Annotated in this window: 19 protein-coding genes and 1 pseudogene; 10 read left to right on the plus strand and 10 right to left on the minus strand. The window is 60.5% G+C overall.

All coding sequences use genetic code 11. The annotated features are described in order from the left end of the window. Nucleotides 1–171: 171 nt before the first annotated feature. The 9 genes from KGB28_RS13500 to edd all read right to left on the minus strand — a co-directional run bounded on the left by KGB28_RS13500 (nt 172) and on the right by edd (nt 11,339). On the minus strand, nt 172–1,332 hold the full coding sequence (locus KGB28_RS13500; RefSeq protein WP_223445784.1) for an ABC transporter ATP-binding protein: 1,161 nt from the start codon (nt 1,330–1,332) through the stop codon (nt 172–174). A gap of 4 nt (nt 1,333–1,336) precedes the next feature. Continuing rightward, the gene (locus KGB28_RS13505; protein WP_007974434.1) at nt 1,337–2,182 is read right to left on the minus strand and encodes a carbohydrate ABC transporter permease; all 846 of its coding nucleotides are present in this window, start codon (nt 2,180–2,182) and stop codon (nt 1,337–1,339) included. Further along, the gene (locus KGB28_RS13510; RefSeq protein ID WP_008032969.1) at nt 2,175–3,083 is read right to left on the minus strand and encodes a carbohydrate ABC transporter permease; all 909 of its coding nucleotides are present in this window, start codon (nt 3,081–3,083) and stop codon (nt 2,175–2,177) included. The genes KGB28_RS13505 and KGB28_RS13510 overlap by 8 nt, the downstream gene beginning before the upstream one ends. Nucleotides 3,084–3,276: 193 nt before the next feature. Next, nucleotides 3,277–4,575, minus strand: coding sequence for an ABC transporter substrate-binding protein (locus KGB28_RS13515; protein WP_223445786.1), 1,299 nt, complete (start codon nt 4,573–4,575; stop codon nt 3,277–3,279). 117 nt (nt 4,576–4,692) lie between these two features. Further along, nucleotides 4,693–5,952: an AGE family epimerase/isomerase gene (locus tag KGB28_RS13520; RefSeq protein ID WP_223445788.1), complete on the minus strand. Its 1,260-nt coding sequence runs from the start codon at nt 5,950–5,952 to the stop codon at nt 4,693–4,695. A gap of 236 nt (nt 5,953–6,188) precedes the next feature. Then, nucleotides 6,189–7,616, minus strand: a complete 1,428-nt coding sequence (locus KGB28_RS13525) for an ATP-binding protein (protein ID WP_219098057.1) — start codon at nt 7,614–7,616, stop codon at nt 6,189–6,191. Nucleotides 7,617–7,647: 31 nt separating this feature from the next. Then, on the minus strand, nt 7,648–8,379 hold the full coding sequence (locus tag KGB28_RS13530; protein WP_223445790.1) for a response regulator: 732 nt from the start codon (nt 8,377–8,379) through the stop codon (nt 7,648–7,650). A 177-nt stretch (nt 8,380–8,556) separates the two neighbouring features. Next, a complete protein-coding gene (locus KGB28_RS13535; RefSeq protein ID WP_223445792.1) occupies nt 8,557–9,516 on the minus strand; it encodes a glucokinase in 960 nt (319 codons plus the stop codon). After that, on the minus strand, nt 9,513–11,339 hold the full coding sequence (gene edd / locus KGB28_RS13540; protein WP_223445794.1) for a phosphogluconate dehydratase: 1,827 nt from the start codon (nt 11,337–11,339) through the stop codon (nt 9,513–9,515). Before edd ends, KGB28_RS13535 begins: the two co-directional genes overlap by 4 nt. A gap of 220 nt (nt 11,340–11,559) precedes the next feature. Between edd and gap the strand changes: the two genes are divergently transcribed. The 8 genes from gap to KGB28_RS13580 all read left to right on the plus strand — a co-directional run bounded on the left by gap (nt 11,560) and on the right by KGB28_RS13580 (nt 19,554). Beyond that, complete coding sequence (gene gap, locus KGB28_RS13545) at nt 11,560–12,561, plus strand: type I glyceraldehyde-3-phosphate dehydrogenase (protein ID WP_223445796.1); 1,002 nt, start codon at nt 11,560–11,562, stop codon at nt 12,559–12,561. Between the two features lie 17 nt (nt 12,562–12,578). Further along, nucleotides 12,579–13,043: a methylglyoxal synthase gene (locus KGB28_RS13550; protein WP_057713543.1), complete on the plus strand. Its 465-nt coding sequence runs from the start codon at nt 12,579–12,581 to the stop codon at nt 13,041–13,043. Between the two features lie 77 nt (nt 13,044–13,120). Then, nucleotides 13,121–13,639 carry an RNA polymerase sigma factor gene (locus tag KGB28_RS13555; protein WP_223445798.1) on the plus strand — a complete coding sequence of 173 codons (519 nt, stop codon included), beginning with the start codon at nt 13,121–13,123 and terminating at the stop codon, nt 13,637–13,639. A gap of 120 nt (nt 13,640–13,759) precedes the next feature. Then, nucleotides 13,760–14,725, plus strand: coding sequence for a FecR family protein (locus KGB28_RS13560; protein ID WP_223445800.1), 966 nt, complete (start codon nt 13,760–13,762; stop codon nt 14,723–14,725). 122 nt (nt 14,726–14,847) lie between these two features. Next, nucleotides 14,848–17,412: a TonB-dependent receptor gene (locus tag KGB28_RS13565; protein WP_223445802.1), complete on the plus strand. Its 2,565-nt coding sequence runs from the start codon at nt 14,848–14,850 to the stop codon at nt 17,410–17,412. A gap of 114 nt (nt 17,413–17,526) precedes the next feature. Next, entirely contained in the window at nt 17,527–18,135 is a 609-nt protein-coding gene (locus KGB28_RS13570; RefSeq protein WP_223445804.1) for a biliverdin-producing heme oxygenase, read from the plus strand. Between the two features lie 147 nt (nt 18,136–18,282). After that, complete coding sequence (locus KGB28_RS13575) at nt 18,283–18,672, plus strand: YbaN family protein (RefSeq protein WP_223445806.1); 390 nt, start codon at nt 18,283–18,285, stop codon at nt 18,670–18,672. A 147-nt stretch (nt 18,673–18,819) separates the two neighbouring features. After that, nucleotides 18,820–19,554, plus strand: coding sequence for a hypothetical protein (locus tag KGB28_RS13580; protein ID WP_223445807.1), 735 nt, complete (start codon nt 18,820–18,822; stop codon nt 19,552–19,554). A 61-nt stretch (nt 19,555–19,615) separates the two neighbouring features. Here KGB28_RS13580 and KGB28_RS13585 read toward each other — a convergent pair whose 3' ends face one another. Then, nucleotides 19,616–20,566, minus strand: a complete 951-nt coding sequence (locus KGB28_RS13585) for a hypothetical protein (protein WP_223445809.1) — start codon at nt 20,564–20,566, stop codon at nt 19,616–19,618. Nucleotides 20,567–21,130: 564 nt separating this feature from the next. Between KGB28_RS13585 and KGB28_RS31785 the strand changes: the two are divergent. Beyond that, nucleotides 21,131–22,147 (plus strand): annotated as a pseudogene (locus tag KGB28_RS31785) (HAMP domain-containing protein); the annotation flags it as partial. Nucleotides 22,148–22,249: 102 nt separating this feature from the next. Beyond that, on the plus strand, nt 22,250–23,005 hold the full coding sequence (locus KGB28_RS31790) for a methyl-accepting chemotaxis protein (RefSeq protein ID WP_411740586.1): 756 nt from the start codon (nt 22,250–22,252) through the stop codon (nt 23,003–23,005). Nucleotides 23,006–23,072 lie beyond the last annotated feature (67 nt).

Consider the following 23,072-nt stretch of genomic DNA (forward strand, 5'->3'; position numbering starts at 1 on the left):
TAACTTTTCTTTTTTTTAACGCGGTTACATCCGGTGCAATGCGCGACAGGCCGTGCATTGCGAATCCCCCTGTGGGAGCGGGCTTGCTCGCGAATGCGGTGTGCCATTCAACGCAGATGTCGACTGATCCACCGCTTTCGCGAGCAAGCCCGCTCCCACATTTCTTGATCTTCAGCGGCCTTTGAATTGTGCGACGTTGTCAGCGTGCGCTTCGGTTTTCGGCACCCCGGCGACCCCCAGTCGCTCACCCGTCTTGGCATCGAACAGCAGCACTTTCGCCGGATCGAATTGCAGGGTCAGGGTCTCGCCCACCGCTGGCGCCACGTCCGGTGCCAGGCGGCAGCAGACCTTGGTGTCGTTGAGATTCACGAAGACCAGGGTGTCGGGTCCGGTCGGCTCGGTGACCTGGACTTCGGCACGAATGGTCGGCAAACCATTGGCTTCGCCGTTGGCCAGGATGATCTGCTCAGGGCGCATGCCGAGGATCACTTCGCGGTCTTCGAGACCGGCGTCCTGCATGCCCAGCGGCAACTCGCAGCGGGCCTGGCCGCTGTCGAGCAACGCCAGCAGACGACCGTCCTTGCGCTGCAAGCGCAGCGGAATGAAGTTCATCGGCGGCGAACCGATGAAGCTCGCCACGAACAGGTTGGCCGGGTTGTTGTAGATGTCTTTCGGCGTACCGAACTGCTGGATGATCCCGTCCTTCATCACCGCCACTTTGTCGCCCAGGGTCATGGCTTCGATCTGGTCGTGGGTCACGTAGACCGTGGTGGTTTTCAGGCGCTGGTGCATCAGTTTCATTTCGGTGCGCATCTCGACCCGCAGCTTGGCGTCGAGGTTGGACAGCGGTTCGTCGAACAGATAAATCTTCGGCCGCCGCGCCAGGGCACGGCCCATCGCCACGCGCTGTTGCTGGCCGCCGGAGAGCTGGCCGGGCTTGCGGCTGAGCAGATGTTCGATCTGCAACAGCTTGGACACCCGAGCGACTTCTTCGTCGATTTCCGTGGTCGGCATTTTGCGGATCTTCAGGCCGAAGGCGATGTTGTCGCGCACGCTCATGGTCGGGTACAGCGCGTAGGACTGGAACACCATGGCGATGTCGCGATCCTTGGGGCTCATGCCGCTGATGTCGGCGTCGTCCACCAGGATCGCGCCGCCGCTGATGGTTTCCAGGCCGGCGATGCAGTTCATCAAGGTCGACTTGCCGCAGCCCGACGGGCCGACCAGGATCAGGAACTCACCGTCATCGATTTTCAGTTCGATGTTTTTCAGGGTGTCCGGCAAGCCGGGGCCGTAGGTCTTGTTGACGTTGCGTAATTCGAGAGTTGCCATGTTTCTACCCCTTGACCGCGCCGGACGTCAGCCCACGCAGGAAATACTTGCCAGCGAATATGTAGACCAGCAGTGTCGGCAGCCCGGCGATCATCGCGGCGGCCATATCAACGTTGTATTCCTTGGCCCCGGTGCTGGTGTTGACCAGGTTGTTCAGGGCCACGGTAATTGGCTGGGCGTCGCCACTGGCGAACACCACGCCGAACAGGAAGTCGTTCCAGATCTGGGTGAACTGCCAGATCAGGCAGACCATCACGATCGGGATCGACATCGGCAGCAGGATCTTCAGGAAGATCGTGAAGAAGCCCGCGCCATCGAGCCTTGCGGCCTTGACCAGCGCATCCGGAATGCTCACGTAGTAGTTGCGGAAGAACAGCGTGGTGAACGCCAGGCCGTAGACCACGTGCACCAGCACCAGGCCGGTGGTGGTGTTGGCCAGGCCGAACTTGCCGAGGGTGAACGAGGCTGGCAACAGCACGGTCTGGAACGGCAGGAAGCAGCCGAACAGCAGCAGGCCGAAGAACAGTTGCGAACCACGGAAGCGCCACATCGACAGCACGTAGCCGTTCATGGCCCCGATGAAGGTGGAAATCAGCACCGCCGGCACGGTGATCTTCACCGAGTTCCAGAAGTAGCCGCCGACCACGTCCCAGGCCTTGATCCAGCCGATGCCGTCGATCACGGTCGGCCAGCTCAACAGGTTGCCGGTACGGATGTCTTCCGGGGATTTGAAACTGGTCAGCAGCATCACCACCAGCGGGATCAGGTACACCGCCGCTGCCAACAGCAGGGTGGCGTAGATCGCGATGCGGCTGAAACTGATGCCCGATTTGCCGAGTTGATTAGTCATGGCGTTTGCCTCGCAGCTCGGAGTACAGGTACGGCACGAGGATGGTCAGCACGGCGCCGAGCATCAGCATGGCGCTGGCCGAACCGATGCCCATCTGGCCACGGCTGAAGGTGAAGGAATACATGAACATCGCCGGCAGGTCGGAGGAGTAACCCGGACCGCCCGCGGTCATCGCCGCGACCAGGTCGAAGCTCTTGATCGCGATGTGCGCCAGGATCATGAAGGCACTGAAGAACACCGGGCGCAGGCTCGGCAGGACGATCTTCAGGTAGATGGTCGGCAGGCTCGCCCCGTCGACTTGCGCGGCACGGATGATCGATTGATCGACGCCGCGCAGACCGGCGAGGAACATCGCCATGACAAACCCGGAGGCTTGCCACACGGCGGCGATCACCAGGCAGTACACCACACGATCCTGATCCACCAGCCAGTCGAGACGGAAGCCTTCCCAGCCCCAGTCACGCAGCATCTTGTCCAGGCCCAGGCCTGGGTTGAGCAGCCACTTCCACGCGGTACCGGTGACGATCATCGACAGCGCCATCGGGTACAGGTAGACGGTGCGGATGAAGCCTTCCTTGCGAATGCGCTGGTCCAGCAGCACGGCGAGGAATACACCCAGCACCAGGCTGATGCCGATGAACATGCCACCGAACAACGCGAGGTTCTTGCTCGCGACCCACCAGCGGTCGTTGTCCATCAGGCGCATGTATTGCTGCAGGCCGACCCACTTGTAGCTCGGCATGAAGCTGGAGTTGGTGAAGGACAGAATGAACGTCCAGATGATGTAACCGTAGAAACCAACCAACACGATCAGCATGCTCGGCGCCAGTACCAACTTGGGTAGCCAGCGTTGCAGCGCATCGAACGGTGAGGCTTTGCTGAAAACCGCCACAGAGCTCATCGGGATAATCCAGGTGGAGAAGTGAAATCCGGACAGAGTTCCACCCTGTGGGAGCGAGCTTGCTCGCGATAGCTGACTGACATTCAACATAGATGTCGTCTGTTACACCGCTATCGCGAGCAAGCTCGCTCCCACATTGGGACGGAGCTCTCTCTGGGGTTTGCCGCAGGACCTGCCTGCGGCCGATCACGAATTACTGGGCAGCTTTGACAGCCGAGGCCAGTTGGGCGCTGGCCTTGGCCGGGTCAGCATCCTTGTCGTTCATGAAGTTGGTGACCACGTCGAAGATCGCGCCCTGTACGGCCAGGGAGGTGGCCATGTTGTGCGCCATGCTCGGTTGCAGGCCGCCGGTCTTGTCGTCCGCGATGAAGTCCTTGGCCGACTTCTGCGCGCACTCGTCGAAGCCGAGCTTGTCCATTTCGTTCAGCATGTCGTTACGCACCGGGATCGAACCCTTGTTCATGCTGAAGACTTTCTGGAAGTCGGTACCCAAGGCGACCTTGGCCAGGTCTTGCTGGGCAGCGATGTCGCCCTTGCGATCGGCCTTGAGCTTGAACACCGCCAGGGAGTCGATGTTGTAGGTGAAGGCTTTTTCAGTGCCCGGGAACGCTACGCACTGGTAGTCCTTGCCCGCGACTTTCTTCGCCGCCGTCCACTCGCTTTTCGCCCAGTCGCCCATCATCTGCATGCCGGCCTTGCCGTTGATGACCTCGGCGGCGGCGATGTTCCAGTCACGACCGGCGCGGTTCGGGTCCATGTAGGTGGTGATCTTTTTCAGCTCGGTGAAGGACTTGGTCATCTGCGGGCCGGACAGGGTTTTCTGGTCCAGGTCGACCAGGGCTTTCTTGTAACCGTCGGCGCCCATGACCGAGAGCACCACGTCTTCGAATACGGTGCTGTCCTGCCAAGGCTGACCGCCGTGGGCGAGCGCGATGAAGCCGGCGGCTTTGAGCTTGTCGCCGGCGGCATAGAATTCTTCGAGGGTGGTCGGGGCTTTTTCGATCCCGGCTTTCTTGAACACTTGCGGGTTGATCCACAGCCAGTTCACCCGGTGAATGTTCACCGGAACGGCGACGTAGTCACCTTCGTACTTCACGGTATCGGAGACTTTCTTCGACAGCAGGCCATCCCAGTTTTCCGCCTTGGAAACGTCTTTCAACGCGTCGGTGCTGAGCAGGCCAGTGCTGCCCCACTCCTGGATGTCCGGACCTTTGATCTGTGCAACGCCCGGCGGGTTGCCGGCTACGGCGCGACTCTTGAGTACGGTCATGGCCGTGGAACCGCCACCGCCGGCGACTGCGCCGTCCTTCCAGGTGAAGCCGTCTTTTTCGACTTGAGCCTTCAGGACATCGACCGCTGCTTTTTCACCACCGGAAGTCCACCAGTGAACGACTTCAACGGAACCTTTGGATTCGGCGGCCAGGACACTGAGAGGGAGTGCAGACAGGGAAGCGAGAGAAATGACAGTAGCGAGGCGAGAAATCGCATTCATCTAGGAGCACCTTTCTTGTTGTTATGCATGCAAGTCTGTTGCTTGCGCTGCATAAGATTCTAAACAGGAGATATCCCCTCGCAGGTAACGAAGGGATGCGCGAGTGTCACCGCATGGTTACATAGAACCGCTCTGGGACAGCTGCGCCAGCGCCGTGGCCATACTCGGCGCCAGCGCCAGGCGCGGAATCAGCACGGCTTGCCAGGCGTGGTAAAGGTCGGGTTTGCCGGGCCAGATATCGGCACTCGGGCGGTTCAGAGGGTCGAGTTCGTGATGCCAGCTGCCACCTTCGCGGTCGATGAAATGACTGTCACAGAACTCCCAGAACAGTCGGTACCAGTGTTCGTATTGTTCATCGCCTGTGCGTTTGAGCAAGGCACTGGCGGCGGCGCTGGCTTCGCAATGGGTCCAGTGCAGGCGATGGCGGACCACCGCTTTGTTGTCCCAGTCCAGGGTGTAGACAATGCCCGGCGCGCCATCGACATCCCAGCCGTGGAGGCAATTGTGCTCGAACAGTTTTTGCGCGTCGGTGACCAGCCAGCCCGGTGTGAGCATCCCCGCTCTCACCCGCGACGCCTCGAGGTGCAGCAACAGCCGCGCCCACTCGAAACCATGGCCCGGCGTGGTGCCGTAGGGGCGGAAGCCGTCGGCGGGGTTGTCGCGGTTGTAGTCCCGCAGCGGCTGCCAGGCGCGGTCGAAATGCTCGATCACCAGGTAATCGTTGGCGGCGGCGTGATCATGGATCACGCGCTCGACGATGCGCTGGGCACGGCACAGCCAGCGGTTGTCATCGGTGACATCGGCCAGGGCGAGGAAGGCTTCGGTGGCGTGCATGTTGCTGTTGGCGCCCCGGTACGCCTCCTCTTCGCTCCAGTCGCGATTGAAAGACTCGCGCATCGCGCCTTCTTCTTCGCTCCAGAAACAGGTGTCGATGATGTCGATGGCATCATCGAGCAAGGCTTGCGCACCGGGGCGCTGCGCGACCACCGCAGAACTGGCGGCCAGCGCGACGAAAGCGTGCAGGTAGGCATTCTTGCCGGTATTGCCGTCGCGATGTTCGGCAGCCGCGAACCAGCCGCCATGCAGCGCGTCGCGCAATGGTCCGCGCAGGGCGGCAACGCCGTGATCCACCAGCTCGGCAAAACCCGGCAAGCCCTGAATGTGGGCCATGGCGAAGCTGTGGGTCATGCGCGCGGTGTTCATGGTCTGGGCTTGCGCATCAGCCGCGAGGCGGCCTTTTTCATCGAGGTTGCCGAAGCCTTCAGGCAGCTTCGAAGCCTTGGCGAAGGCCAGCAGGCGCAAGCCTTCGGCGGCGAGCCATTGCTGATGGGCAGGTGCGTTCAGCCAACTGCTGAAGGCCGGTTGGAAGGTGTCCATGGCGTACCTTTTTTGTTGTTATGACTGTGGGGCAGCATAAACAACGGGGGAAGGCAGGCTTGTAACGAAGGGGGTGGGTTATGTCACCAGGCTGTGACATTCATCTTGAGGTATGTGTTGAATGATCTGACGCCTTCGCGAGCAAGCCCGCTCCCACACTTGATCGCATTCCATCTGGATGAACTCGGTCAAATGTGGGAGCGGGCTTGCTCGCGAAGAACGATAACGCGGTCTGACTAGTCAACGCTGCGGGGTAACTGCAGGGTCACCCGCAATCCGCCCTCACGCAAATTCTGCAAGCTGACCTCACCGCCATGGCTATGGGCAATGTTGCGGGCAATCCCCAGCCCCAAGCCATACCCCTGCTGCTGCCCGGCCAGGCGGAAGTGCGGTTCGAACACCTGCTCCAGGCGCTGCTCCGGCACGCCCGGCCCTTCATCATCGACATGCAGGATGAACGCGCTTTCGTCGTCATCGATGTGCAGGTGCGCGTTCTGCCCGTACTTCAACGCATTGTCGATCAGGTTGCCGATGCAGCGCTTGAGCGCCAGCGGTTTGCCCGGGTACGCCGCCAGTGCCCGCCCTTGCTGGGTCACGCGGCCGTTGCCATTGGGGGCAAGGTACGGCTCCACCAGACAATCGAGCACATGGTTGAGGTCCACCGGCTCGATGTTCTCGTGGATGTCGGTGTCTTTCACACATTGCAGCGCGCCCTTGACCAGCAATTCGAGTTCGTCCAGATCGCGCCCGAACTTGGCTTGCAGCGTTTCGTCTTCGAGCAATTCAACCCGCAGGCGCAAGCGGGTGATCGGCGTGCGCAAGTCGTGGGAAATGGCGCTGAACAACTGGCTGCGCTCGGTGAGGTAACGGCTGATGCGCTCGCGCATGGTATTGAAGGCGCGCCCGACCTCGACCACTTCGCTGCCGCCGCCCTCGGCCACCGGCTCCACGTCGGCCCCCAGCGACAGGTCCCGTGCCGCCCGCGCCAGGCGCTTGAGCGGACGACTTTGCCAGTGCACCAGCAGGCCGATGAACAACAGCAAAAAGCTGCTGGTCAGGACGATGAACCACACCTGCTGCGCCGGCAGGCCCTGCTCTTCAAGACTGGTGTAGGGCTCGGGCAACAGCGAGGCAATGTACAGCCATTCGCCCGGCGCCATCTGGATCTGCGTGACCAGCACCGGCGGATTCACCGGCTCCAGGGTCAACGCGTAGTGCGCCCAGGAGCGTGGCAACTCATCGAGCTTCAGGCCGCCATTGAAGATGCGCAGGTCTTCCGGGCTGACGAAGGTCACCGAGATGACCGTGTCCTGGCCGAGTGACTGGCGCAGCACTTCGTCCACAGCTTTGAGCACCGCCTCTTTGCGCGGGGTGATGGGTAGCACTTCCATGCCCAGGGGTTTGTCGTTGAGCGTCACCACGAACCGGGTGCCGCCCATGCTGCGCAACTGGTCGAGCACCAAGGGGCGATACGCCACTGGCAACGAACGGAAATAACTGACGCTGGCAGTCATTGAGTGGGCCAGGCTGCGGGCGCTGGTGACCAGGCCCTCGAGCTGCGTTGCGCGCAGTTGCGACACCCAGATCACGCTCGACAACGTCTGGGCAAACAACACCGCCAGCAAGGTCAGCAACAACATCCGCCCAAGCAGTGAACGCGGCATCGGCACCTTGGCGGCGAGTTTGCGCAAAGACTCAGTGGCCATTGCCGGCAACCACATTGGCTGCCAGTTGGTAGCCACTACCACGCACGGTGCGGATCAGCCGTGGCGGTTTTTCCGTGTCGCGCAGGCGCTGGCGCAACCGGCTGACCGCCATGTCGACGATGCGATCCAGCGGCATCAGTTCACGGCCGCGGGTGGCGTTGCCGATGGTGTCGCGGTCAAGGATTTCCTGCGGGTGATCGAGGAACAGCTTCAGCAGCGCGAAGTCGGCGCCCGAGAGAATCACCTCTTCGCCGTCGATGTGGAATAGCCGATGGCTGACCATGTCCAGCCGCCAGTCATCGAAAGCCAGCACCTCACCGCCACTACGTTCCTGACCGAACTGCGCGCGGCGCAGCAACGCCTTGATCCGCGCCTGCAATTCCCGTGGGCTGAAGGGCTTGCCGAGGTAATCGTCAGCGCCCAGTTCCAGGCCGATGACACGGTCGGCTTCGTCGGAACTGGCGGTGAGCATGATGATCGGCACTTGCGCCTGGCGCGGATGCTGGCGAATCCAGCGGCACAGGCTGAAGCCGTCTTCGTCGGGCAACATCACATCAAGGATCACCAGATCGCTCGGTGCCTCGTTCAGCGCCTGGCGAAAGCCGGCACCGTCGGGCGTGGTACGTACCTGAAAACCGGCGCGGGTCAGGTAGGTATCCAGCAACTCGCGTATCTCTTGATCGTCATCGACCAACAAAATCGACTTGTTGACTGAGCTCACGGGGCGGCGTCCTTGTTGTTTGAATTGGGCGGATTATGCCTTAAGCACCGATTTTACAAACACTGAAGAACAATTGTGGGAGCGGGCTTGCTCGCGAAGGCGGTGTATCAGTCAACGAATATGTTGAATGTAAAACCGCATTCGCGAGCAAGCCCGCTCCCACATTTTGATCGTATTTCAGGCTGGGAGAGATTGTTCCAAGGCCACACCCGCACCCATCAATCCCGAATACGGCGCCGTCACCAGCCACACCGGAATCCCCTTGAAGTAATCGCTCATGCAACCCTTGTCGGCGAAGCACCGGGCGAAACCGCTTTCGAGGAAGAAATCGGCAAAGCGCGGAATCACTCCGCCAACGATGTACACGCCACCACGCGCGCCGGTGGTCAGTACGTTGTTGCCGGCCACGCGACCCAGCCAGCAGCAGAACTGCTCAAGCACTTCCACGGCAATCGGGTCGCCCGCCAGCCCGGCAGCGGTAATCGCTTCCGGTGTGTCGAGCACCGGCGTGTGCCCATCCACCGCACAGATCGCCCGGTAGACGCGGGGCAAGCCGCCGCCGCTCAGGGCTGTCTCTGCACTGACATGGCCAATTTCGTTGAAGATGTGCTGCCAGAGTTGAGTTTCACGCGGACTGCTCAACGGCAGATCGACGTGACCACCCTCCCCCGGCAACGCGGCAAATCGGCCCTCGCCCAGATCGAGCAAGGTGCCGACGCCCAGGCCCGTGCCCGGGCCAATCACCACCGCCGGGCGCAACGGCTCCGGCGTGCCTTCGCAGACCACGCGGTATTCGCCGGGCTGCAAACGGGTCATGCCCAGGGCCATGGCCGAGAAGTCGTTGACCAGCAACAGCTGATCCACCTGCAAGGTCTGGCAAAAGCCCTTGCGGCTCAGGCGCCAGTGATTGTTGGTGAACTTGAATTCATCACCACTCACCGGGCCCGCTACCGACAGGCACACCGAACCGATCGCCCCCGGAGCCAACCCCAGGCCGCTCAAGTAGAGGCTGATTGCCTCCTCCGGGCTGGGGAAATCTGCTGTCGCCAACACCTGGACCGATTCCAGTTGCTGGTTTTTCCACAACGCGAAACGTGCGTTGGTCCCACCGATGTCACCGACCAAAGCCAGTTTCAATTAAGCGTCTCCAGGGCAGAAGTGAAGGCGCTGGCGCCCTGCTCCGCCGAGCTGAAGGCCATGCGCATGAAACCGAACAGCTCGCGACCGGTGCCGATGTTGTTACCCAACAGACCTTTGGCCGGTGTGCGCGCTGCAAATTCTTCGGCGTCCACCTTAAGCTCCAGGGTGCCTTTGACGCCATCGACGCGGATGATATCGCCCTCTTGCACCCGCGCCAAAGCGCCGCCTACGTAAGCTTCGGGGCTGACATGAATGGCCGCCGGGATTTTCCCCGACGCGCCGGACATGCGCCCGTCGGTCACCAGCGCGACTTTAAAGCCGCGATCCTGCAGCACGCCGAGGAACGGCGTCATCTTGTGCAACTCCGGCATGCCGTTGGAGCGTGGACCCTGGAAGCGCATCACCGCGACAAAATCCTTTTCCAGCAAACCGGCCTTGAATGCATCGGCCAGGTCCTGCTGATCCTGGAACACCATGGCCGGCGCTTCGACGACCTGGTTTTCCACGGCCACGGCGGAGACTTTCATCACGCCACGACCGAGGTTGCCTTCCATCACCCGCAGGCCACCCTCTGCCGAGAACGCGCGGGCGACTGGGCGCAGGATGCTTTCATCGAGGCTGTCGGTCACGCCTTCACGCCAGACCAGTTGGCCATTGTCGAGGAACGGCTCCTGGGTGTAGCGGCTCAGGCCGTGGCCCATCACGGTGTTGACGTTTTCGTGGAGCAACCCGGCTTCCAGCAGTTCACGGATCAGGAACGACATGCCGCCCGCGGCCTGGAAGTGGTTGATGTCGGCTTTGCCGTTCGGGTACACGTGGCTCAGGGTCGGCACGACTTCGGAGAGGTCGGCCATGTCCTGCCAGGTCAATTGAATACCCGCCGCCATGGCAATGGCCGGCATGTGCAGGGTGTGGTTGGTCGAGCCGCCGGTGGCGTGCAGCGCGACAATCGAGTTGACCAGCGAACGCTCGTCGACGATTTCACCGATCGGGATGTAGTCACCGTTCTGCTTGGTCAGGCGCGTGACCTGGTGCGCGGCTTCGCGGGTCAAGGCGTCGCGCAATGGCGTGTTCGGGTTGACGAAGGACGCGCCCGGCAGGTGCAGGCCCATGACTTCCATCAGCAACTGGTTGGTGTTGGCGGTGCCGTAGAAGGTGCAGGTACCAGGGCTGTGGTAGGACTTCATCTCCGATTCCAGCAGCTCTTCGCGGGTCGCCTTGCCTTCGGCGTACTTCTGGCGCACGTCGGCTTTCTGCTTGTTGGAAATGCCCGACACCATCGGCCCGCCCGGCACAAAGATCATCGGCAGATGGCCAAAGCGCAGCGCGCCCATCATCAGGCCCGGCACGATCTTGTCGCAAATGCCGAGCAGCAGCGCGCCGTCGAACATGTTGTGGGACAGCGCCACGGCCGTGGACAACGCGATCACTTCGCGGCTCGGCAGGCTCAGCTCCATGCCCGGCTCGCCCTGGGTCACACCATCGCACATGGCCGGCGTGCCACCGGCGAACTGGCCGACGGAGCCGATTTCGCGCAGGGCTTTCTTGATCAGTTCGGGGAAGACTTCGTACGGCTGGTGCGCCGAGAGCATGTCGTTATATGACGAAACTATCGCGATGTTCGCGGAGTTCATCATCCGCAGGCTGTGCTTGTCGTCGCTGCCGCAACCGGCCACGCCATGGGCGAAGTTGGCGCATTGCAGCTTGCCGCGCATCGGACCGTCGCTGGCCGCACCGCGGATCAATGCAAGGTAGGCCTCACGCGTGGCGCGGCTGCGGGCGATAAGCCGTTCAGTGACCTCAAGGACGCGGGGATGCATGTGTAGAACTCCAGGCTAACGGATGTGGCGACCTGATTGTCTATGCTGATCAAAGGCCGGTGTCGATGGGATGACAGACGGTTTATTTGACCATTCGGACCAGTTGATTCAGGTCACTCGTTGTAGATCGAACAAAATATTGCCATCAAAAAGGCTTGTTTTCTATTTTTTTACGAATAATCTTGTAATTCCAACAACAAAACGACGGTAGCGCCGCACTATGACTCTTCGAATCGCAATCAATGGTTTTGGCCGCATCGGCCGTAATGTCCTGCGCGCACTCTATACCCAGGGCTACCGTCAGGATCTGCAGATCGTCGCCATCAACGACCTGGGCGACAGCGCGATCAATGCTCATCTGCTCAAGTACGACACCGTTCACGGCACGTTCGATGCCGATGTCCAACACGATCAGGAGAGCCTGACGGTCAACGGCGACCGCATTTCGGTCAGCGCCATCCGCAACCCGGCCGACCTGCCCTGGGCCGCGGAAAAGATTGATGTGGTGTTCGAATGCACCGGTCTGTTCACCGACCGGGCCAAGGCCGCCGCGCATATTACGGCCGGCGCGCGCAAAGTGATCATCTCGGCCCCGGCCAAAGGCGCCGACGCCACCGTCGTTTACGGGGTGAACCACGACATTCTGCGCCAATCGCACCAGATCATTTCCAACGCGTCGTGCACCACCAACTGCCTGGCCCCGGTGGCCCAGGTGCTGCATCGCGAGCTGGGAATCGAAAGCGGCCTGATGACCACCATCCACGCCTACACCAACGATCAGCACCTGACCGACGTCTATCACGTCGATCCGTACCGCGCCCGTTCGGCCACCCAGAACATGATCCCGAGCAAGACCGGTGCTGCTGAAGCGGTGGGCCTGGTGCTGCCGGAATTGGCGGGCAAATTGACCGGCATGTCGGTGCGCGTACCGGTGATCAATGTGTCGCTGGTGGACCTGACGGTGCATCTGAAAAAAGAAGCCAGCGCAGAGGACGTCAATGCGCTGATGAAAGAAGCCAGCCAGCACTCGAAGATCCTTGGGTACAACACCCTGCCGCTGGTCTCCAGTGACTTCAACCACAACCCGCTATCGTCGATCTTCGACGCCAACCACACCAAATCCACCGGCAAGCTGCTCAAGGTACTGGCGTGGTACGACAACGAATGGGGCTTCTCCAACCGCATGCTCGATAACTGCCTGGCGCTGTGCAATGCTGAATAAGCCCGGAGCAACCATCGATGATCGGCATCAGCTTTACGCAAAAGACCATGGCGGCGCGCAAGCGTATCGCCCTGGTCGCCCATGACCACTGCAAGGTGTTCTTGCTGGACTGGGCCGAACGGCAAAAAGACAGACTGGCCCAGCATGATCTGGTCGCCACCGGCACCACGGGGTTGTTGTTGCAACAACGCCTCGACCTGCCGGTGCAAAGCATGATCAGCGGGCCACTGGGCGGCGACCAACAGCTCGGTGCGCAAATCGCCGAGCAGCGGGTCGACATGCTGGTGTTTTTCTGGGACCCGTTCGAACCCCAGCCCCACGACCCGGATATCAAGGCGTTGCTGCGGGTCGCGGCGGTGTGGAACATCCCGGTGGCGTGCAACGAATGCAGCGCCGACTATCTGCTCAGCAGCCCGCTGATGGATCAGGCGCACCTCCATCGGATTCCCGATTACGCCACCTATTTGCAGGGTCGCGCGTAAAGCTTCACAAATCAGTACTTGACCACTCGAGTAGATGATAAGCATTATCATCTACTCGAAATGGATCAGGTTCTCCCGTGAGTCAGTCGCGCTTCAACCACGTTTTCCTCGCCCAGCGCACCTCCCTGCTGCGCACGCTGGAACGGATGGTCAACAATCACAGCACTGCTGAAGACCTCCTGCAGGAAACCTACCTGCGGGTGACCCGTGCATTGAGCGAACGGGCCATCGATCATCTTGAGCCCTTTGTCTTCCAGACGGCGCGCAACCTGGCGCTGGACCATTTGCGCGCGCGGCGCATCCATTCGCGCACCATGGTCGACGACGTGCCGCAGGAGGTGGTGCACAGCATCGCCGCCCCCACCAGCAGCGCCGAAGACGCCGCCCACGCCGAACAATTGCTGGAGCGCCTGAACGTGAGCCTCGGTCAACTCAGCGCCCGCCAACAGCGGATTTTCATCCTCAGCCGCCTGCACGGGCACAGCTACCAGGAAATCGCCGAGGAGCTGAACGTGTCCCTCAGCACCGTGCAGAAAGAACTCAAATTGATCATGTCGATCTGCATCGGGGTTGCCGATCGCTTGAACGCCAACTGAGCGCCAAGGCCCTGCGCTTATCTGGACCGACTGCGCTGATCATCGGGCTTTGCTACCCTTGGCCCACCTTTACGCTTCACTAAAAAAACAGCCGTGCACAGACACTGCCGAGGAAACACCGTGACGGACAACCACCGCTCCCCTGAGCCTTCATCGGCGCAGGACCCCGCAAGCGCGATGGACCAGGCCCTGGACTGGCTGATCGTGCTTGGCAGTCCCGACGAGGAGCAGAGCCGCCAATTCCATGCATGGCTCGACGCCGATCCGTTGAATGCCCAGGCGTTCGCCACGGCCCAGGCGATCTGGGACGGCCCGCAAGTGGCGTTATGCGCGCAAAGCCTGGCCGCCCGTCCGGCGAAAGTCACTGTCCTCGCCCGTCTGCGTCCGCACTGGAAACCACTGGCCACCGCCGCCGTGCTGCTGCTCGGGCTGTTCAGTTTCAGCAGTTTGCCGATGCGCCTGCAGGCCGATCACCTGACCGTGGTCGGCGAGCGCCAGCGCCTGCAACTGGAGGATGGGTCCAAGGTCCTGCTCAATACCAATTCGGCGTTCTCAAGCACCATCAACGACCAGCAACGTGTTGCCCGCCTGTATCAGGGCGAAGCGTTTTTCGAAGTGCAGGCCAATCGCGGCCAACCACTGGAAATCGACGCCGGCCCGGTCACGGCCAGCGTTCGCGATACCGCATTTGCCGTGCGTTACCTCGACGGCGTGGCGCAGGTGCGGGTGCAACGCGGCGATGTCGACTTGCGCGCCACCCGGGATGACGCGCGGGTGCGCTTGTCCGCCGGGGAAAGCATTCGCATCGGCCCCAACGGCTTCGACCGCCCGGCCAAGCTGGATGCCGCCACCGACCTGGCGTGGGTCCAGGGACGGCTGGTGTTCGAAAACTGCCCGTTGAACCAAGTGCTGGCAGAACTTCGCCGCTACTACCCGGGCTGGATCATCAACAACAACGAACAGTTGGCCGATATCACCGTGACCGGCAACTACCGCCTCGATCAGCCGCTGGACGTGGTTCGCTCCCTGGCACACATCACCTCGGCCCGGCTCCAGGAATTCCCGGCGCTGGTCATCTTGAACTGAATGAGAATTATTTTTACTCGATAGCCAAACCCCGTACGTCTCGTTATAGCCAATGCAATTGATTCGCATCTCACCATGCAGATCAGCACCTATAAAGATTCGTGCGACACGGAGCGCTATCGATGTCCCCTCGCCTTACCCGCCAAGCCCCTTCACCCTCCCGCGTGCTGTCGCTGCTGACCGCCGCCATCCTGATGGCCGGTACCGCACCGCTCATGGCCGCCACCGCCACCGAGCAGTCGACCCGCAAAATGGGCGACTACTCGTTCGCCATTCCCCAGCAATCACTGGTGTCGGCACTCAATGCCTTTACCGCCGTGACGGGCTGGCAGGTCGGCGTGTCGTCGGAGCTGGCACAGGGCGTGGCCTCGCCGGGAGTACGCGGTTCGCTGTCACCGGAGAAAGCCCTGGAGCGCCTGTTGGTGGGGACCAACCTGGGCTATCGCAAAATGGGCAACAACAGCATCGTGCTGGAAAAGCGCAGTGGTAGCAGCACGCTCAACCTGCAACAGGTGACCATCAGCGCCACCCGTAACGAGCAGGATGTGAACAGCGTACCGAGCACGATCTCTGTCTACACGCGCGAAGATCTGGACCGCAACAACGTCAATACCATCAAGGAGCTGGTGCGCTACGAACCCGGTGTTTCGGTAGGCGGCGCAGGCCAACGCGCTGGCATCACGGGCTACAACATTCGCGGCATCGATGGCGACCGCGTGCTGACCCAGGTCGACGGGGTGCAGGTGCCCGACGGTTTCTTCAACGGCCCGTATGCCCAGACCAACCGCAACTATGTCGATCCGGAAATCGTCAAGCGTGTGGAAATCCTCCGGGGACCGGCGTCGGTGCTGTATGGCAGCAGCGCCATTGGCGGTGCGGTCAGCTACTACACGCTGGACCCGGACGACATCATCAAGCCAGGCAAGGATGTCGGCGCCCGCCTGAAAACCGGCTACAGCTCCGCCGACGACAGCTGGCTGACTTCCGGCACCGTCGCCGGCCGTACCGGCGAGTTCGATGGCCTGCTGCATCTCAGTCAACGCAACGGTCATGAAACAGAGTCCTTTGGCGAAACCGGCGGCACTGGCCTGAACCGCACTGAAGCCAACCCCCAGGACGTGCGCACCACCAGCGTGCTGGCCAAACTGGGCTGGAATTACGCCGACGACGCACGCCTGGGCCTGACCTACGAGCATTACAAGGCCGACAGCGACACCAATCAATTGAGCGCAGTGGGCGGCCCGTTCAATGCCGGACGCGGTATGGGCTTCTACAAGTCCCGTACCGGTAACGACACGATCACCCGCGAACGCTTTGGCCTGGAACACAGCTTCGGCCTGGACAGCGCACTGGCTGACAACATCAAGTGGACGCTGAACTACCAGATCGCCAAGACCGACCAGAGCACCGAAGAGATCTACGCGCCGTCGCGGACCGTGCTGCGTAACCGCGATACGACTTACAAGGATCGCCAATGGGTATTCGACGCCCAGGCTGACAAGTCGTTTGCCATTGCCGACACCGAACACTTCGTCACTTATGGCACCACCATCAAGCAGGACAAAGTTACCGGCCTGCGTACCGGTACCGGCACCTGCCTGACCGTGGCCGGCGCCTGCCGTGTCATTGGTGCCCCTAGCGCCAGCGACACGCTGACACCCGCCAGTGACTTCCCGGACCCGACCATCAACAGCTACGCCCTGTTCGCCCAGGATCAGATCAGCTGGGGCAACTGGACCTTCCTGCCCGGTGCACGCTACGACTACACCCAGCTCAAACCACACATCACCGACGAGTTCCTGGCCACCGCCGACCAGAGCCGCAACGGCGTGGTGAGCGACGAGACCAAGACCTGGCATCGCCTGTCGCCGAAGTTCGGCACCACCTACAGCTTCAACGATCACTACACCTGGTACGGCCAATACGCCGAAGGCTTCCGCACCCCGACCGCCAAGGCGTTGTACGGTCGTTTCGAAAACATCGCTGGCGGCTATAAGGTCGCGCCTAATCCGGACCTCGAACCGGAAAAAAGCAAAAGCTACGAAACGGGTTTGCGCGGCAACTTCGAGCAGGGCTCGTTTGACGTGGCGGTGTTCTACAACAAGTACCGCGACTTCATTAACGAGAACGCCATCACTCCGGGCTACACCGAGACCACGTTCCAGAGCAACAACATCAAGCACGCCACCATCAAGGGTGCCGAGGTCAAGGGCCGCCTGAACCTCGACGCCTTCGGCGCGCCGCAAGGCCTCTACACCCAGGGCTCGGTAGCCTATGCCTACGGTCGCAACGACGACAACGGCGAGCCGCTCAACAGCGTCAACCCGCTGACCGGCGTATTCGGCCTCGGCTACGACCAGGACACCTACGGCGGCTTGCTCAGCTGGACGCTGGTGAAGAAGAAGGACCGCGTAGACAGCACCAGTTTCAAAACCCCGGACGGCACCAGCACCCAGTTCAAGACCCCCGGTTTCGGCATTCTGGACCTGAGCGCGTTCTACAAGGTGACCGACGACGTGACCGTCAGCGGCGGCGTCTACAACCTCACCGACAAGAAATACTGGCTGTGGGATGACGTGCGCGGCTACGACAGCGTCGGCGAAGCCTCGGTGACCCAACCGGCGAACCTCGACCGCCTGACCCAGCCGGGTCGCAACTTTGCGGTCAACCTGATCTGGGATATCTGATCCGCTCATCTCGCCGGGCGGTTGCATCAAGCCGCCCGGTGAGGATTTTTTACTGTCAGGCGCCTTGCTGTTCGTCTCGTTACCAAGCGCCTCTTCTTTCTCCAAGGAATTGCCATGACTACCCAGGCCACCGAACAACGCCCCAACCTGCGTTCGCAACGTTTGAACCAGATCACCAACGAGCCGCACAGCAAGCTCGATGCCTTGGTCAAGGCCCATGCCCCGTTTGAAACCCCGGCCAATTTCGCCCGCTTCGTGGTGGCGCAGTACCTGTTCCAGTCGGAACTGGTGTCGCTGTACAACGATGCCGAACTGACCGCCATTGTCCCGGACCTGCCGGCCCGCTGCCGTGCCGATGCCGCCAGGGCCGACCTCGCGGACCTGGACACCGACGTGCCAGCACCTGTCGCCGGTGCACTGAGGAGCCCGACCAAGGCCGAAGCCCTGGGCTGGATCTTCGTCTCCGAAGGTTCGAAGCTCGGCGCGGCGTTCCTGATCAAACGTGCCGTGGGCCTTGGCCTGAGCGAAACCTTCGGCGCCCGCCACCTCGGCGAACCGGCCGGTGGTCGTGCTGAAGGCTGGAAGAGCTTCGTCCAGACCCTGGACGGCCTGGCATTCAGCGCCCAGGAAGAGGCCGAAGTGGAAAAAGGCGCCGTCGATGCGTTCAACCGCTTCACCGTGTTGCTGGAGCAGGCTTACGCTACCGCGCCAGAAATCGCCTGACACACCACCACCCCTGTGGGAGCGAGCTTGCTCGCGATTGCGGTCTGACATTAAAAACATGTCGACTGACACTCCGCCATCGCGAGCAAGCTCGCTCCCACAGAGGCCCGAGCAAGTCTGCGAGATCCGACGAAATCCCTTGAACCCATGCCCACCTCTTCAAAACTCTCCCGCCTCCTCTTCGGCCTGCTGGCCTATGTCAGCCTGGGCATCGGCCTGATCGCCATCGCCATACCCGGCCTGCCAACCACCGAGTTCATCCTGCTGGCCGCCTGGGCCGCGACCCGCAGTTCGCCGCGCCTGAGTGCCTGGCTGGAAAACCATCGGCTGTTCGGCCCCATCCTCCATAACTGGCGCAACGGCAAGATCATCGCGCGCCGGGCAAAAGTCAGCGCCACGATCAGCATGTTGTTGTGTGCCGGTTTGATGCTGGTGATGCTCGATCACGGCTGGCCGATTTACCTGGCGATTGCCGGCATGGGGCTGGGCAACCTGTGGATCTGGTCACGGCCGGAATCACTGCCGCAAGCCACCTGAAACCTCTTCAAACCGCCCTGTATCAGCCGGCAACGGCACACTTGAAAGTACCTACTTCCTGTTCGGATTTCTCCTACGTGTTTATCAGGTCATCCATGACCGGGTTTGGCCGTTAAGCACCATGAAACCCCACAACGAGAAGCTGACATGAATGTAAGTGCCGCTGCATCTTTTCAAGTTCCGTATCCGCAAACATTGAAAGCGAACACGGAAAAAGCCCAGCCTGAGAAAGTTGACATTCCGGTAATGAATGACAGGTTAAGGTTGACCATCGAGAAACTCCGAGCTCCTCAAAGTGAAGCTAGAAATCTCAGCAGCGAAAAACTGAATGAGGTGGATGAGTTTTTGAATGCGCTCGAACCACATAACGAGTTCACTGACCTCCCCCCTCGGATAAGAAGCTACAGACATTCAATGATTAGGCATCATGAATTCTACGCAAGTTTGACGCTAAAAAAAATGGAAGGGATTTACTCCGATTTCAAAAAAGACCTGCAAAGCAAATGGTCTGGCTTGGCCAATAAAGTAATGGGCTTCACCGTGGCCGAAGACGGTCAGTTGAAAGTCACTTCGCCCCCCGACACACTGACTGCCAGGGATGAGGAGATATTGAATACCCTGTTGAACGAGACCAAAGGTTTGCAAACCCTGACACTCAAGCATGCCAAGCTCGTAATCGAACTGGTCCAGATGGATAAACCACAGTTCGAAGGCAAGGTGAATCTTGACCTGCGCAACTTCCATAAGATGATTGACTATGGATTATTGCTGAACAAAGGTGCGCTTGACCTGAGAAATTCAGACTCCTGGCTGGATCAATTGCATAAAAACGCTGAAAAATATCCGTTTGAAAAAAGGCAGGGGCTACACATCGAAGCCTGATCGTTTGATAAAGCCCGGTAACGCAGGTGTGCACTACCGCGTTACCGGGAATATAACAGGCCTAGTTACGCAACATATTTTGATAGCATATCTGAGCAAATGAAACGTTCCGCACGTTGTAACCTCCCACCCCCGAATCCTCTTTGCGTTGAACCTGGATCAACCAATACCCCAGGTTGTATTCAACTTCCCACTTATAGCGATACTTGCCACTGCTGGTCCAGAAAGGATCAGACTTCAACTGGCCGTAACACCTGCCTAACTCAAGGGCTTGCGCAGCACTGCCAGTGCTATCCGTTATAAGGTCAAACTTCTCGTCATCCGCCCCTTTGTTCAATATCAAAGTAGCGGTAGCGCCTTCGAGCGGTTGCCCGGTCGAATCCCTCAACCGGACCGACCAATTCAAGACCCTGTAGGCCTGCGTAGTCGCCCAGTAGTGCCGCAGATCACCGGTATCGCCCTGGACGCGACTGTCGGCGTAGTAAGGTGCTGAGCCAAACTCGAGCTTGTAGATATCACCCGCCACGAACGGGGCAGATGGATTCTTAGAGATGCGAACCTGAACTTCCTGATTCGGCTGCAAGCCAGAAACCGTAAAGGGTTTACCCCAAGGGATTACGGCCCAACTTCCATCGCGATTGTATTCCAGCCTCAATGGCCCTCCTTTCTTCACGCCCGCATGGATCAACACATCCTGCCCCCGTACCGCCATGAAGCTGTAATGCTTCACATCCGTTTCGTCAGCCAGACTGTCCTCAAGGGTGTTCAGTTTGTCCGGCAGTACTGTGGCCGCCGAGGGTATTTGAGAGGCGATACCCGAAATAGCTGCCGAGTTCAGAAAAGACATGGCAGGAGCCGCACCTGCCGCCAATAACATCCCCCAAAAAAACAACACCGAGCGCAATCCGGTCCTTTTAAAGCAAGTCATACACATGATGGCTTTCTCATTATTTACTGTCAGATGCCAGAAGCCAAAACTTCCGGAAGCGTTCCACCGAGGTGGCATCTGCATTTAATCGGTCTGCCCTTAATGAGAAGCGGTACATATGTATTTCGTGAGTTTCATTTAAAGCGCAAAAAGCACCCTGGACGTCGATGCAAAATTGATTACCGTCCATCCGTGACTTTTCCTCTTTTTACCCCCATTTTCGGCACATTTTTCTGCGCAAACGTTCAACCACTACCGTTCGTCGAGTTGCCCCTCATGTAACCTCAACGCCACGCCGATGTGCATTGATCGGCGCTAAATGGATTTAGCGAGTGAGCCGCAACAGCCCACAGCCAACACTTCATCCATTCGCGAGTTCGCCCCATGTTCGACTCACTGTCCATCCGCCTGAAAATCGTCCTGCTGTCTGGTCTGTGCCTGCTGGGCGTAGTCGCCTTGATAGTGGGCATGAACATCTACCAGACCAATCAGAACGATGACCTGGTCAACGATTCCAGCAGCAGAATGCTCACCGCCAGTGTGCAGGACCTGCTTCAGGCCAAGGCCGCCGAGCAAGCGGTGCGGGTGCAGAAGACGTTCGGTGAAACCCTGACGGTGGTGACCGCCCTGGCAGATCAGATCAAGGACATGCGCATCCTGGCCGCCAAGCGCTCGCTTAAGCCCGGCGCCCTGCGTGAAGAGTTGAACCAGAGCCTGAAAACCGCTTTTGAGCGCAACGGCAAAGTGCTGGGCATCTGGCTGGCGTTCGAACCCAACGGCCTGGACGGCAAGGACAGCGAATTCGCCAACGACGCCGCCCGCCAGTCCAACGAGATCGGCCGTTTCGCCACGTACTGGAGCCGCGCCGGTGGTGAGTCGCTGAACACCATCATGGTCGAAGAGGACATGACCAAAACCACCCTGAACCTCAGCGGCACGCCGTACAACGTCTGGTACACCTGCCCGCGGGACAGCAAGCGTACCTGCCTGCTCGACCCCTACGCCGATACTGTCGGCGGCAAGGAAGTGTTGATGACCACCATTTCCGTACCGTTGCTGGAGAATGGCAAGTCCATCGGTGTGGTCGGCATCGACATCGCCCTCGACGCCCTGCAAGCGGCGGCGGTCGACTCCCAGCGCGACCTGTTCAACAGTGCCGGGCACATGCTGATCGTTTCCGGCACTGGCGTGCTGGCCGCCTACAGTGTCGATGCCGGTAAAGTCGGCAAGAACATCGGCGACACCCTGGGCGCCGATGGCAAGGACATCCTGCAATTGCTCGGTAGCGGTGCACCGAAGATTCTCCAGCAAGGCGACCTGATCCGTGCGGTGTACCCGGTCAGCCCGATTGCCGATGCCAAGGCCTGGGCCGTGGTGATCGACCTGCCCAAACAAGTGCTGCTGGCCGACTCGGTGAAGCTGCAAGCGGTACTCGACGATGCCCAGCAAAGCGGCACGCTCAAGGCACTGTCGGTGGCGGTGATTGCCGGTCTGCTCGGGCTGTTGCTGATGTGGCTCACCGCGTCTGGCGTGACCCGCCCGATCAACAGCGTGGCCGACATGCTCAAGGCGATTGCCAGTGGCGACGGCGACCTGACCCAGCGCCTGCACTACAGCAAGCAGGACGAGCTGGGCGAACTGGTGAGCTGGTTCAACCGCTTCCTCGACAAGCTGCAACCGACCATCGCGCAGATCAAGCAAAGCATCACCGATGCCCGGGGCACCGCCGATCAATCGTCCGAGATCGCCCGCCAGACCAGCGAAGGCATGCAGGTGCAGTTCCGCGAAATCGACCAGGTCGCCACCGCGTCCAACGAAATGAACGCCACCGCCCACGATGTCGCCAACAGCGCCTCGAGCGCGGCCAACGCCGCCAAGGGCGCCGACCAGTCAGCCCGCGACGGCATGTCGATCATCGAGCGCAGTACCCGCGACATCAATCAACTGGCCGAAGAAGTCAGCAAGGCCGTGACCGAAGTCGAAGCCCTCGCGGTCAACAGCGAGCAGATCGGTTCGGTGCTGGAGGTGATTCGCAGCATCGCAGAACAAACCAACCTGCTGGCGCTCAACGCTGCCATCGAAGCCGCCCGTGCCGGTGAAAGTGGTCGTGGCTTTGCGGTGGTCGCCGATGAAGTGCGCAACCTGGCCAAGCGCACCCAGGATTCGGTGGAAGAAATTCGCCTGGTGATCGAACGCATCCAGAGCGGCACCCGCGGCGTGGTCGCCACCATGCACTCAAGCCAGACCCGGGCCCACAGCAACGCCGGGCAGATCCAGCAGGCGGTCCAGGCGTTGGGCAAGATCAGCGATGCGGTCACCGTGATCAGCGACATGAACCTGCAAATCGCCAGCGCCGCCGAACAGCAAAGCGCCGTGGCCGAAGAGGTCAACCGCAACGTCTCGGCGATCCGCTCCGTCACCGAAACCCTGACCGGCCAGGCCACCGAATCGGCGCAGATCAGCAGCCAGCTCAATTCCCTGACCACCCAGCAAATGAAGTTGATGGATCAGTTCCGCGTGTAAGCAGCACCAACGAAATGTGGGAGCGGGCTTGCTCGCGAATGCGGAGTGTCAGGCGACATCGATGTTG

The organism is Pseudomonas sp. BF-R-19 (assembly GCF_019956445.1).
GTDB classification, from domain to species: Bacteria; Pseudomonadota; Gammaproteobacteria; order Pseudomonadales; family Pseudomonadaceae; genus Aquipseudomonas; species Aquipseudomonas fluorescens_BH.

What these genes read in the sequence shown, in the direction of transcription:
- KGB28_RS13570 (WP_223445804.1), top strand. Translation starts at nt 17,527, where the DNA reads ATGACTACCCAGGCCACCGAACAACGCCCCAACCTGCGTTCGCAACGT.
- KGB28_RS13510 (WP_008032969.1), bottom strand. Translation starts at nt 3,083, where the DNA reads ATGAGCTCTGTGGCGGTTTTCAGCAAAGCCTCACCGTTCGATGCGCTG.
- KGB28_RS13580 (WP_223445807.1), top strand. Translation starts at nt 18,820, where the DNA reads ATGAATGTAAGTGCCGCTGCATCTTTTCAAGTTCCGTATCCGCAAACA.
- edd (WP_223445794.1), bottom strand. Translation starts at nt 11,339, where the DNA reads ATGCATCCCCGCGTCCTTGAGGTCACTGAACGGCTTATCGCCCGCAGC.
- KGB28_RS31790 (WP_411740586.1), top strand. Translation starts at nt 22,250, where the DNA reads ATGCAGGTGCAGTTCCGCGAAATCGACCAGGTCGCCACCGCGTCCAAC.
- KGB28_RS13520 (WP_223445788.1), bottom strand. Translation starts at nt 5,952, where the DNA reads ATGGACACCTTCCAACCGGCCTTCAGCAGTTGGCTGAACGCACCTGCC.
- KGB28_RS13575 (WP_223445806.1), top strand. Translation starts at nt 18,283, where the DNA reads ATGCCCACCTCTTCAAAACTCTCCCGCCTCCTCTTCGGCCTGCTGGCC.
- KGB28_RS13515 (WP_223445786.1), bottom strand. Translation starts at nt 4,575, where the DNA reads ATGAATGCGATTTCTCGCCTCGCTACTGTCATTTCTCTCGCTTCCCTG.
- KGB28_RS13505 (WP_007974434.1), bottom strand. Translation starts at nt 2,182, where the DNA reads ATGACTAATCAACTCGGCAAATCGGGCATCAGTTTCAGCCGCATCGCG.
- KGB28_RS13525 (WP_219098057.1), bottom strand. Translation starts at nt 7,616, where the DNA reads ATGCCGCGTTCACTGCTTGGGCGGATGTTGTTGCTGACCTTGCTGGCG.
- KGB28_RS13565 (WP_223445802.1), top strand. Translation starts at nt 14,848, where the DNA reads ATGTCCCCTCGCCTTACCCGCCAAGCCCCTTCACCCTCCCGCGTGCTG.
- gap (WP_223445796.1), top strand. Translation starts at nt 11,560, where the DNA reads ATGACTCTTCGAATCGCAATCAATGGTTTTGGCCGCATCGGCCGTAAT.
- KGB28_RS13500 (WP_223445784.1), bottom strand. Translation starts at nt 1,332, where the DNA reads ATGGCAACTCTCGAATTACGCAACGTCAACAAGACCTACGGCCCCGGC.
- KGB28_RS13550 (WP_057713543.1), top strand. Translation starts at nt 12,579, where the DNA reads ATGATCGGCATCAGCTTTACGCAAAAGACCATGGCGGCGCGCAAGCGT.
- KGB28_RS13585 (WP_223445809.1), bottom strand. Translation starts at nt 20,566, where the DNA reads ATGCAGATGCCACCTCGGTGGAACGCTTCCGGAAGTTTTGGCTTCTGG.